At 34.9% G+C, this 12,727-nt stretch carries 7 protein-coding genes; 3 read left to right on the forward strand and 4 right to left on the reverse strand.

From position 1 onward, the window contains the following. Positions 1 to 1,437: DUF8189 domain-containing protein (locus tag ACNQGX_RS17830; RefSeq protein WP_417978569.1), on the reverse strand; the 1,437-nt coding region annotated here is incomplete at its 3' end. 628 nt (positions 1,438 to 2,065) lie between these two features. On the opposite strand from ACNQGX_RS17830, the gene ACNQGX_RS17835 reads away from it, so the two are divergent. From ACNQGX_RS17835 to ACNQGX_RS17845, 3 genes are all read left to right on the forward strand, one after another. After that, positions 2,066 to 2,638, forward strand: coding sequence for a hypothetical protein (locus ACNQGX_RS17835; protein WP_417978571.1), 573 nt, complete (start codon positions 2,066 to 2,068; stop codon positions 2,636 to 2,638). Positions 2,639 to 2,780: 142 nt separating this feature from the next. Then, positions 2,781 to 2,957 (forward strand): histone H1, encoded by a 177-nt coding sequence (locus ACNQGX_RS17840; protein ID WP_417978573.1) that lies wholly within the window; start codon positions 2,781 to 2,783, stop codon positions 2,955 to 2,957. A 471-nt stretch (positions 2,958 to 3,428) separates the two neighbouring features. Beyond that, a complete protein-coding gene (locus ACNQGX_RS17845) occupies positions 3,429 to 7,547 on the forward strand; it encodes an HYR domain-containing protein (protein WP_417978576.1) in 4,119 nt (1,372 codons plus the stop codon). 150 nt (positions 7,548 to 7,697) lie between these two features. Here ACNQGX_RS17845 and ACNQGX_RS17850 read toward each other — a convergent pair whose 3' ends face one another. The 3 genes from ACNQGX_RS17850 to ACNQGX_RS17860 form a co-directional block, all read right to left on the reverse strand. After that, complete coding sequence (locus ACNQGX_RS17850) at positions 7,698 to 8,927, reverse strand: TMEM143 family protein (protein WP_417978579.1); 1,230 nt, start codon at positions 8,925 to 8,927, stop codon at positions 7,698 to 7,700. 638 nt (positions 8,928 to 9,565) lie between these two features. Beyond that, a complete protein-coding gene (locus tag ACNQGX_RS17855; protein WP_417978581.1) occupies positions 9,566 to 11,626 on the reverse strand; it encodes an FKBP-type peptidyl-prolyl cis-trans isomerase in 2,061 nt (686 codons plus the stop codon). A 367-nt stretch (positions 11,627 to 11,993) separates the two neighbouring features. Next, positions 11,994 to 12,404: a DUF6157 family protein gene (locus ACNQGX_RS17860; RefSeq protein WP_417978583.1), complete on the reverse strand. Its 411-nt coding sequence runs from the start codon at positions 12,402 to 12,404 to the stop codon at positions 11,994 to 11,996. Positions 12,405 to 12,727: the final 323 nt, after the last annotated feature.

Consider the following 12,727-nt stretch of genomic DNA (forward strand, 5'->3'; position numbering starts at 1 on the left):
CCATGCACTACCCGACCACCAATTAACCCAGAGGTTTCCGTCACTGCCTTTAACAAACACGTAAGGTCTTCCTCCATCAACCGTAATGGCTCCCATGGTATCAGTTATAGATACGCCTGATGAGGGAATTCCCTGATTCGACCAACCCCACGCACTACCCGACCACCAATTAACCCAGAGGTTTCCGTCACCGCCTTTAACAAACACGTAAGGTCTTCCTCCATCAACTGTAATAGCTCCCATAGAATCAGAGAAAGGTTCATTTATAGGAGTACCTTGTGGTGACCAAATCCAATCACTACCTGACCACCAATAAACCCAAAGTAATCCATCGCTACTTTTGACAAAGACATAAGGCCTTCCATTATCAATGGTAATGGCTCCCATACTCTTATTCAAAGGATACGGTCCCCAGCCAAGCTGACCTCTACTCCATTCACAAAGAGTTAAAGTGTTAGCTTTCATTAAGCATGGAACTTTGGCGAATGAACTTGAACAATTGTCACAATTAAAATTAGGCACATTATTAATACCACTTACACCACAAGTACATCCTGATGAACCATATTCATCAGCAGCACCAAAAATGTGACAGGATTCATGAGCAAATACCTGATTGATTTTATCCGGCCCCCAACCATCATTTGAGTATTCCATGTAAAGATTTACGCCATATGCATATGCAAAATGATACAGGGGATATTTAGTAATAAAAGACATATAAGCCCAATCGGTCTTATTATTGATTTTCAGGTCGTTAACAAAATCTACACAACCAGCATATCCCATAGAATAACCCAATTGCTGCAACGCTGGGTCTCTCATAATTGACTCACAACTTTCATAAGATGAGCATCCCGCATTTGGAGGGACATTAATTGTTAACAGATGAACATTATAAACAAAAGAAACATTGGATTGCATACCAGCAATTGCCAAAAACTGGCAACCTTCCATGACTTCCTGAACTACTAAACGATTTTCTGCATCTGAAAACCCTAAGCCACTGGGCGTTCCTGATACAATTATCAAACCCAAAGCAATACTTCCCGTCATTTTTTCACTTGTCGGGGTCCCGGTTGATTTTAAGTTTTTTTTATTCCCCTCAAAATCAGCTCTCAGTTGCTCATCATTATCAGGGTTTTTAGGATGTTGAAATCCTTTGGCATCCCATGCGACTGGTTTATCTTCTCCTTCTTTAACTTGTCTCTGTTGTTTAGATTTTAATCCTTCCCATGCTTCTACCATTAAAGCAGAAACATCATCAAGTTTGTCAGGTTTTATAGTACTGCAATACTTTAATTTACTAAAGTCAGCGCCTGCAGGTACTTCTGCAACAAAAACATAGTCAGTAAACTTTTGGGTAACACGTCCTTCTAAAGTTTCGATTTCTAACTTTGCTTGATCAAAATTTTCTGTAAAAAAAATCTGTTCCATAATGTTTCTTTTTTAATGAATGTTAATATAGCTTTCTGTTTATAAGTTTTATGAATTATCTATCATCCTAATAATTCCATAAGTGAAAGTAGAAAATTAAAAAACAAAAAATACAAGTATAAATACCTGTTTTACAATAAATTAATTAATCAAAAGATATTTAAATCTAAAATATCAGAATAAATTAATCAGACCGAAATTTCAATCAACACTTGAGATAGCCTTCTCTCCTATTCTTTCAATTCCAAATAAAATTATCATTAAAAAAACAGAGGCACATATAGTAGTCAATGTACACCTGCCAATAAAATAGGAATAAATTTAATTGATGTTATAGCTTGGCCAAAAGAATCTCGCAGCCTACTCGATACTATTTACAATACTGGAGGGGCAAAAATAAAGGATGACTATGTAAGTGCAATCACAATTCAATCACAAATCCAAAAAGCTGGCATTCACTTAGCCATATTATTAAATTTCTCTTTCAAACTACAACAAGAATTACAATTTAATGAAGTTTTAGAAGAATTAGGACAAATTTTGGAGATAAAAGGAAATTATTCGAGGTCGGGAGACCTCGAAGAGCAGGTTTGTACTTAAATGGAAAAATATCATACAAATAGATTTAATGCCTTTTGGAGAAATCGAAGCCAAACCTTCTAATGTAACAGTTGAAGGAACAGGACTTACCAGTCTCAATATGCCTGGTTTCAAAGAGATATATGATTCCTGTCTTCCTGAAGCTGAGCTCGAAGAAAAACACCGTTTCAAATTTTGCACCTTGCCTGGTATTGTACTACTCAAATTGCTTGCTTTTCAAGAACGTCCAGAAATAAGACGCGATGATATCAAAGACATTAGCAAAATCCTGAAGCATTTTTTTGATATGTATGCTGATGAGATATATGAAAAACACAATGATCTTTTTGGAGATAAAGATATCAACCTAAATTGGATTGCTGCAAGAGTTTTAGGAAGAGATATGGGTAAAATTGCTCAATTAAACGAAGATCTTTTTCTAAGGATAAGAAAAATATTAAAGAAAAACACAATTGATATTCACTCTAGCGATATCGCCAAAATTATGGCAGAGTTTTTTCAAAACACGATCGAAGAGAATGTAAAACTGTTGGAACAGGTAAAAATTGGGTCTTTAGAAAACTGGTGGCTAATGAAATTAAAATCGAGTAATCACTCTTAAGTCGCTTATAGCCAATTATCATTCTTATCTATTGAATTAGATACCGCAGCTACTCATAAAAAAGTGAGAATTTTAACAACAAATTAGTTATATCTAACAGGCAAATTTTTATTTTTGCGCACTAATTTTAGTAAATATCATCATGAAAGATTTAGTTGCAAAAATCAACGCTGAATTCGAAACATTCAAAACAGAATCAGAACTACTTATCGAGAAAGGAATCAAAGCAGCCGGGCCAAGAGCTCGTAAATCAACTTTGGAGCTAGAAAAACTTTTAAAAGATTTTAGAAAAGTTTCTGTAGAAGAATCAAAAAAATAAATTCATCTTCAATTATCAGCCCTTTGGATTTTCTGGAGGGCTTTTTTCATCGGCCTCTCCCCTGCACGACAACTGCTACTCGCATTCCCCCTCCTTACCATTTCAAAAGAATTACTCCAGAAATATACTGCACACCCACAATACATAAATGTAGATAGACTATTACCCGTTATAAGCAACCAAAAAATAAACAGCTATCTAAAGGAAATAGCGGATTAGCTAAGAATTGACAAGAAATAAGTAATTAAAAAAATTATGAATAACCCATTAATATCATAGTTTCAAAGATAATAATTACGAAATACTTCAACTTACCAACCAATTTTTAACAATTTTAATCTAAAAACATTTAAGCAAATACAATAAACTTATAAATTTTATAATAATAGTTTAACTTTAAAGAGGCTACATTTGGATTCTAAAAACCTTATTTTTTAACAAATGAAACACTTCTACCAAACTCGCCATCTCATGGCTTTTTTAAGTCTTTTTTGTTGCTTTTCCTTGTCCTTATTTGCTCAGGGAACATCACCAGTGCCACAAAATTTGCCTTACGTACAAGATTTTTCTTCATTGGCACCAGCCTCAACCACATATCCTTCAGGATTTCAAGGTTGGACTGCAAGTGCTGCTCCTGGAAGTTCGTACAATACAAACGCCATCTTAGTAGGAGACAGACTCTTAACAGCAAGCAGTTCAGCTTCTACCACGAGTGGAAATATCCACAATTACAATGGAAAAATTGGATTTTTAAACTCCGGCTCTTTAGACCTAACGATTGGTTTGGCTATCAATACACTAGGAAAGTCAGGTATTGAAGTACAATATGATGCTATGGTGATTCGTAATCCTTATGACGGAACGAGCAATACCCGTATTAATGAAATGGTTTTACAATATCGAATAGGCAACACGTCTATTTTTAATACGCTACCAGTAACCTCGTATTTAAGCAATACTGTTAAACAAACGACTTCAGGAGTAACAACAGCTTTAAACCCAATAACTATCAAAATAATTTTACCCGCTGAATGCGACAATCAAGAGGTGGTTCAATTAAGATGGGTTTCTAAACAAAATTCCGGAGCTGGCTCACGTCCTTCCTTTGCCATTGATAATATTAGTATTCAAAATGACGTTACTCCACCTGCATTCACTGAGGGGTATCCAAAAATAGAAAACATCCTATCCAATGGTTTTGACTTTTCAATTCAACTGAACGAAACTGGAAAAACGTATTTTGTATTATTAGCCTCCGGAAATTCAAAACCTAGTGCTGCTCAAATAAAATCTGGTTTAGATGCCAATGGAAATGCCGCTTTGCAATCTGGTATGTTTGATGTTACCGATAGAATCTTGACTTATACTAAAAGTATTTCCGGTTTAACTATTGATACTAATTATATTCTTTATTCTATTTCAGAGGATTTTTATGGTAATCTTCAAACCGACAGTAATCAGCTGAATGTAAGAACCTCTAATATTATAGTTCCATCATTATCAACAACAAAAGCTGCATTAGATTTTGGTTTTTCAGAACAAAATTTTGAATCAAAAACAATCAGCTATCAAATTCAGGCAATACATCTTAATGATGTGGTCACGGTAACTGCTTCAAATAATTTTACAATTTCAAAAAATCCAAACGATAATTTCCAATCTTCTTTGGTTTTTGGTACACAAGATTTTGATACTAACAATACTCCTACGGTTTATGCACGATTTACACCTAATACAACAGCTAATTTTTCAGGACAAATAATCCATCAAACTTCAGGAGCGAGTACTAAAACACTGGGATTATCCGGTGTAGGAATCAATCCTTATTCTCAAAATTTTAACGATGTAAATGTACTCACAAACAGTGGTTGGACGGCTCACAGTACAGCAGGTGATAAAATTAAATGGGCTAGTACAAGTAGCCGTTTTAATAGTTCTCCAGCTGCAGTGTTAATAAATGGTTACTCTGAAAACGGAGCAAGTAAGGACTGGTTAATTTCACCTAAATTACGTTTGGATGGTTTTGATAAATTCCCTCTAGTATCATTTTATGCACGTAAATTCTATTCTGGTCCTAACTTAAAATTAATGGTTTCTCTTGATTATGATGGAACAAGCAGCCCAGAAACTGCCACTTGGACTGCACTTGAAGGTGATTTTCCTTCAACTACAGGTGTATTCAAACAATCTAAATTCATCAATTTAGAAGCCTATAAAACCAATAACACTTATGTGGCTTGGGTATATGAAACTACAGCTTCAGGTGGAGACAATGCTGCTGAATGGACAATTGACGATGTGAGCATTACTAATGAGTCAACTTTTTTAGCCTCTAATCCTACTTTAAATTTTGGCGAAGTGAACCCAAATTCAACTTCCGACAGTCAATCCTTTATTTTCATGGCTGGAGGTTATGGTGATTTTACAATCTCAGCACCATCAGAGTATCAATTAGCTCTTGACAATATAAATTTTCAATCAAGCCTGGTTATTTCAGCAGCTGACGCATTAGTAGGTAAAACTATTTATGCTCGTTTTGCCCCTGCTGTAAAAGCGTTAAATTTAGAAGGCTCATTAACCGCAACTGCTACTGGACTAAACCAACAAATAGGTTTCTTTACAGGTTCGTCTTTGCCAAAATCTGAAACCTTCGATATCGTAAGTTACAACTTAGAGTTTTTTGGAAGCAATGTAGTTGGAACAAGCGGAGAATTTGGCCCAATCGATGATGCTTTGCAAGTTGATAATGTAGCCAAAGTAATGAATAAATTAAATGCCGATGTTTACGTAGTTCAAGAAGTCTCCGATGAACCTTCTTTGGATAGTCTGATCCAAAAAATAAGCATTAACGGTAAAACATTTGACAAAAGTATTTCGCCAGTTTGGTCTTATTCATTTACTCCACCAGATCCCCTTTTCCCTCCTCAAAAATTGGTCGTTCTTTACAATACTCAAACAACCAAAGTAAATAAAACACGTGTTTTGTTTAGCGAATTATACGATAATATTCGTGCCGGAAACACCAATTTACCTAATTATCCAGGTGGAAACAGTTCTAGCTTCTTCGCCTCAGGACGTTTGCCTTATTTAGTGAATATTGAAACCAATATTAATGGAGTAAAAAAAGAAATTAATATCATTGACATTCATGCCCGAGCCAATAGTGGTAGCGACATCTCTAAATACAATATGCGTAAATACGACGTTGAATTTTTAAAGGACAGTTTGGATGCAGAATATCCAAATGCAAACTTTATGATTTTAGGGGATTACAACGATGATGTAGATGTATCAGTTATTACTCCTAATCCTTCATCCTATCAAAAAATGGTGGAAGACACCGATCGTTATAATGCTTTAACATTAGACATCAGCAAAGCAGGAGCTTATTCTTATCTTGGTTCTGGAGGTTTTTTAGATCACATTATTGTTTCTAATGAATTAACGAGCGAGTACGTTCCGAATTCCGTTGCCGTTTATGACCCGCGTTTGGATATTTCTAATTATGTAAATACAACATCTGATCACGGACCCGTTATTGCTCGTTTTGATCTTAAAAAAGCACAACAAAGCATCAACTTCCCATCAATTGATGTTACGAATGGTGCTACTTTTTTTGATCTAACAGCCACGGCTACATCTGGTTTAGCGATTACCTATGCAAGTTCTAATGAAACTATTGCAAAAATTAGTAACGGAAAAATCCAAATAATTAATGCAGGCACTGCTACAATCACAGCTTCTCAGTCAGGAAATGACTATTATTTAGCTGCTGCTGATGTTAGTCAGTCTCTAACAATAACTGATACGGAATTACCAGTTATTGCAGCTCCAACTACAATCACACAAAGTAATGACACAGGAATATGTGGTGCAGTAATTACCTATACAGCCCCAATAGGAACTGACAATTTCCCAAGAGCAACCACTGTTCAAACAGCTGGATTGGCTTCGGGTGTTATATTCCCAATAGGAACAACAACCAATACATTTCAAGTAACGGATGCCTCTGGCAATACAGCGACCTGTTCATTTAACGTAACGATAACCGATAATGAATTACCAATGCTAAGCTGTCCAGCTAACATCATTCAGAAAAAAGAAGGTAAATTACATGGAGCGATAGTAACGTACTCCGCTCCAGTAGGAACTGATAATTGCTCAGGAATTGCTGTCACACAAACTGCGGGACTTACATCAGGAAGTATTTTTCCAATAGGTACAACAACTAATACCTATGAAGTAGTTGATGCATCTGGAAATACAACAAGCTGTTCCTTTACCGTAACCGTTGTTCAAGCTTTATCACCAAAAGACTCTGAAGCAAATGCAGGGCTTTCAGTAAAAACTTACCCTAACCCAGCAACTGATTTCGTTAACATTACCATAAAAACGGATACCAAAAAAAATATGTCGTTAAGACTATATGACATCTTTGGAGTTTTAGTTGGAACACCAGTAGAAATAATTGGAAACACAACTGAAAATACAACACAAATAAATGTGAGCCAACTTAGAAGAGGCGTTTACATTTACACTTTGAGCGCTGACAGCAAAGTACTATTTACAGACAAAATAGTCAAAAAATAAAACAGGCTTCCTAATACTAAAAATGCTAGATTCTTTCACAAGAGTCTAGCATTTTTTTATGCTATATTTTAATAGGCTATTGCAAATTATTGCAACAGCCGATTTTGATTTTTTTTGACATTCATCTAAATCCGAGTTATCGGGGAAAAACTATTTTCGGTTATATTCAAAAACCTCGTCCCATACTTCATCTATTCTAATGAGAGCCTTGTCTAAAGGTATAACTTCCCATTTACCATTCGTTTCGATACCAAGACCAATGTCTTTTAATTTCAATAAAGCGTCTTTTACATCAAAATCAAGGTCAGTACTATGCTTTGTTTTAAACCACGATTCAATTTGTTGATCGAGTGCTGAAGCTGTTAAGGGTTCCTTACTTCTGTTTAAAAAAGAGTATGCCAAGATTGTTTCCTTAAGTACTTCTTCTTCCGAAGAGTTTAATAAAGAATAAAAGGCACCGCTATTATTTCCCAGATTTTTAAAATAAAGACTATCCGAAAGCATTTTGGAATATTTTATTTTCTTGTTTACAAAGTTATTGTATTGACGGAACAAGTATGCACCCAATATTCCAAGGGCAATTAAACCTTGATTTAATGAGGTTTTACTATTTAACAAATCTATGGTTTCACCAGATTGGTATGCCGCCTGCATTGCAATTAATGCTGGAATTACTTTAGTGCTCAATAACGAAACACCCCCTACAAGACCTGGCACCCATAATAATATTTTATCGGTTTTTGACATCATTGGGACTGCATTCGGGAATATAGTTTCTAGATCGTTTTTAGGAACGCGCTTGAAGATTTTTAATACAATCGACCCAGGGTCAATCGGCATTTTGTCTAATCGAGTTTTTTTTTCGTTATAGTAACTTGTATCGTGATAATTAAGGTAAATCATGACACGATCATAGTATTCAATCTCTATTTCCTTCTTCCAAAAAAAGAGTTTACTTACTTTCTCTGTCGTTGTATGTTGACCTCTTACATATATTTCATAATCTTTATATGCACCTAAATCAATGGCAAGTTTTAAACCTATCAAATCTGAATCTTTGAAAGCTTTGTCTAAAGTTTCTTGATCCACACGACTGTAATTACTTAAATCAAGAACTTTAAGAAGGGTTTCTTTGAAAAGCGAAAAGTCACTTTTGCCAATAAATGCTACTCGTTCTTTTAGATTTATATCTGGGTCGAATAATGCATAATTTTGTTTTAAATTACGGATTAGGTTAAATGCTTCGTAGTGGAAATAATGTTCAATTATATCGAATAGCTTTTTGAAATCCTCAATCTGTTTTATATCTCCAATATATTCTGCCAGTTGTTGTTCGAGTAAGAATTCCTTATCAAATGGGATATAATGTTCTCGTTTCATATTGAATTCGGGCCTTTAAACTTTAATGCGAATGTTTTTTTTATAAGTTCGACAAAGGTAAAGTACAAAAAGGGAAATATTTATTGTCTAATATTATTTCTTTTCTGTTTTATTATTTGACACAAGCCATTCTGCATTATCCATACACTATCTATGCTTTATCTATGCTTTATCTATTCTCAATGACCCGTCCTGTCCCGTCCTTTGACCCGTCTGACCCGTCCTTGTCCCGTCCTAAAATAACTATATAGATTATTAAATAAATCCTATTATAACTATACAAATATAATCCTTAATCCTGAACTTACTATACAGCGGGTTTTTCATAGTTAATAGGTTAATTAATAGTTAAAGCGTTTATTTCTAATTATTTACTGTTTGTATAATTGTATCTTTGAGTGTGGTTTTGATTAATCACTTGAGTAAAACTATCTGAAAAGAAAAGCTAATTCAAATAATCATTTCATGCTTAACGGTATGAGTTGATAAATGGTAAATCAGAATCTACAATCGGAGGCCCTTTAAAAGGCCTCCTTTTTTTGTTCTATACTGCAGAAATTGTTTTTTTTATTTGAAACATCAAGAGTACTTCGTATAAGTTTAACAGACATAACCTTTGCTATAATTAAAATTGTGATTTATTGTTTTGGAGCAACAACAGGCAATGTTTCCAATAATTCAACTTCGAAAATAATATTTGCATTGGGGGGGATAACACTACCGGTACCTCCTTCTCCATACCCTAATTTTGATGGAATAAATAATACCACTTTATCGCCAAAAGACATCTTATTCAATCCTTCTAAGAAACCTAGGATTAAGCCGTCTTTTTTACCATACTGAAAAGGAAAAGGCTGGTAGCCATTTTGTGAAGCTCTGTCCTGATCAAATTTTCCATAGGTTTTAATCACTTCTTCATAAGTGCTGTCAAAAAGGCTTCCATCTTCAAGATAGCCAGAATATTGCACATAAACAGTTGTTCCTTCAACTGGTTTCCCACCAAATCCTTTTTGAATGATACTATATTCCAGACCTGAATCCGATTTGATGGAGGTGGCTCTGATCCTGGCTAAATAAGCTAATTTTTGCGCTTTTGCATCTTCTGCCTTATTTGCATACTCAGGTTCAGGCACAAAATTTTTATAACTATTCTCAAATTCTTCCGCTTTGGCTTTGTTTTTAGCAATTACTTCTCCTTTTTTGTATATTATTGCTAACTCTAAATATGATTCCTTTTCAAAATAAGAACCAATGCTGGTGTAATCCTTAAAACCAGATTTATTCCAAAAATAGTACAACGAAATTTTGTAATTAGGTACAATACTTTTTGTAAACCACTCGAAAGCTATTTTTTCATTAGTTCCTATTTTGTGTTTTTCCCAATGAGTATTATATTTTTTTTCGGAACAGCCATATTTATAAATCATTCCCAGATAGTACATGGCATTTGGGCTACCTAACTCTGCAGCTTTCGTATACCATTCTATAGCTAATTTTGCGTTTCCACCACCTTTTATATTAATTCCCTGGTATGAAAAGCTTTTTGAATCATACCATCTTGCCAATTTTAACATTGCATCTGCGCTTCCTAAACTAGCGGCCCGTTCTATCAGTGGCATTCCGTCTTTGCCATCTGCAACCAATTTGGCTGACATTTCTAAAACAGCATCTAGATTATCGTTTTTGTATGCATTATCAAACCATGCCTTTCTCTGTGGCACAAGTTGTGTTGATAATAAATGATAACTAGAGTAGTATAAAATCATTCTGGTGTTTTCGTCTCCATTAATGGCTTCATTCATTAATGGGAGATATAATACTCGAAATCGTTCCCCATCTTCAATTTTTTTATTTTCCCACTTAATATCATCTTCAATTTTTTTCTTTCTTTCATATTCTGCTGTTGTAGCTGCTCTTCTTTGCAATTGTGCTGGAGTGGGAGCAAATAAGTCTACTATTCCTGTTGCGACATCAACAATTTGTTGCGCTTGTTGGGAGCCTTTGTTAAAATTATCCACCTCACTAGAGCCAGTGCTAGTGTTGTTCGCCATTGGATTTGTGTACAAACCTGTATTAGGGTCGTAATTATCTAATGGTTTGGCGGTTGTATTTTCTGTTTGATTACTTGTCTTTGTTGTTACCGTTTGAGTCGTAAGATTGTTATTATTAGAATTGTTTTGAGTAGTCGTCGTTGTTCCTATTTGATTTATTTTATCAATAATCTGTCCCAAATGCATTGGGTTTAAAACAGCACCTGTTGCTTCCATAGAATTAAAATCTATTGACTCACAGAATTTTCCGCCAGCTCCAAGAACGACGGAAACAAATTGCTGATCGTTCAAATTGCTAAAACTCATACTTGTAACTTTTTGTTGACCATTACAATTATAAAATATCTTTACACTTATTCGATGAAAGTTATTAGGATTACAGATATTCCCTAACTGACTACAAGTGTAAAATTTATTATCACGATTGGCATTATAATACCCTTTGGAATCTGGCGATGCTTGTACTAATGTTGCTGTATAACGCTTTGCATCAGTAGTTGCTCCTTCATTTTTTTGAATTCTCACTGTTATATTATAAGAAAATTCAGGTCTGTTAGCAGAACTAGCGTCGTAATAATCGCTTAATTGAGTTTGGGCACTAACAAAATTTGCTATTAAAGTAAGTGCAATTAAAAGAGTGTTTTTCATATTATTAGTTTTTAAATTTTTAGTCAACCTATTTTAGGACGACGCATTTTTTAAACTTGCCCATAACGTCAGTTCGTCTAAAAACCTCCAAACGAACTCAATTTTGATAATTAGAAAGTAAATATATGGGATTTCAACTATAATTCAAACTCTTTCCTGCAGCCTTCGATTAGCTGTGGGCGGCAAGAGCAAAGCACCAATAGCTGCCTAAGTGCAAAATACAATTTCTTGTCATTAACCGCGTTACAAACGCTACGATTTACCAAGCAATTTAAGTAGGCACTCGATGCAATCAAGCACCAAAGAACGTTGACAAACGAGCTCCAGTGGGGGGGGGTTCGTTGTTCCATAATTTAACTTCACTCGTTTATCTTTTTGATCGTACAGCTTTTACTTTTTTCAAATTATTGTCGGTAGTAAATTTTGCATATTCAGGTGTTTCCGCTCCGTAAATTGCAATTTTCCCCTTACTGTCAAAGTGAATTCCAAAGCCATATGTTTTTGTCAACGGCGATGCTCTGAGACAGGCTTGTCCTTTTGAAAAAAACTGTTCTTGGGCCTGTTTATATTCGGTTTTGGTCAAGTCATTTCTGTCTGCAAACACCTGAAACAATATATCGTCGGAAGTAAATTTATATGGATTTCTCGCTATCAAATCATACTGCATCTCGGCAATAGTTCTATTTTCTTTAACTGGTGGTTTTGTTCCGCAGTCAACTTTTGTGTCTTCTGCAATTTCTATAAAAGTGTCAAAATAATTTGTAGTATGGACTTTCATTTTTCTAAGTTGATAACTGGTTATTAAACATGCCTGTCAATGTCACTTTTGTCATTTATTGAAAATCACGATACAATGACCGCTAACGATTGGCCGCTTGGCGATGTGGCGGATTAAGGAAGCCTAAACTTTCGGTTAAACACTAATTTTCCATGTACAAAACCAACTTTCCATTAATCCTAATCCCGCCATATTGCCAAACGGCGGTTGAACTAAACCTTCGGTAGCGCGTCACCTGAAAATGTTAGTCCTTTGTAAAACTAATTAAAAAACATTTACAATGACAAAAAAAAGAAGACGACGCAGTTGTAGCAACTAAAATT

Origin of the sequence: Flavobacterium glycogeni (genome assembly GCF_048286775.1) — a bacterium.
In the GTDB taxonomy this organism is placed as follows: Bacteria; Bacteroidota; Bacteroidia; order Flavobacteriales; family Flavobacteriaceae; genus Flavobacterium.

What these genes read in the sequence shown, in the direction of transcription:
- ACNQGX_RS17840 (WP_417978573.1), top strand. Translation starts at nt 2,781, where the DNA reads ATGAAAGATTTAGTTGCAAAAATCAACGCTGAATTCGAAACATTCAAA.
- ACNQGX_RS17845 (WP_417978576.1), top strand. Translation starts at nt 3,429, where the DNA reads ATGGCTTTTTTAAGTCTTTTTTGTTGCTTTTCCTTGTCCTTATTTGCT.
- ACNQGX_RS17850 (WP_417978579.1), bottom strand. Translation starts at nt 8,927, where the DNA reads ATGAAACGAGAACATTATATCCCATTTGATAAGGAATTCTTACTCGAA.
- ACNQGX_RS17860 (WP_417978583.1), bottom strand. Translation starts at nt 12,404, where the DNA reads ATGAAAGTCCATACTACAAATTATTTTGACACTTTTATAGAAATTGCA.
- ACNQGX_RS17855 (WP_417978581.1), bottom strand. Translation starts at nt 11,626, where the DNA reads ATGAAAAACACTCTTTTAATTGCACTTACTTTAATAGCAAATTTTGTT.
- ACNQGX_RS17835 (WP_417978571.1), top strand. Translation starts at nt 2,066, where the DNA reads ATGCCTTTTGGAGAAATCGAAGCCAAACCTTCTAATGTAACAGTTGAA.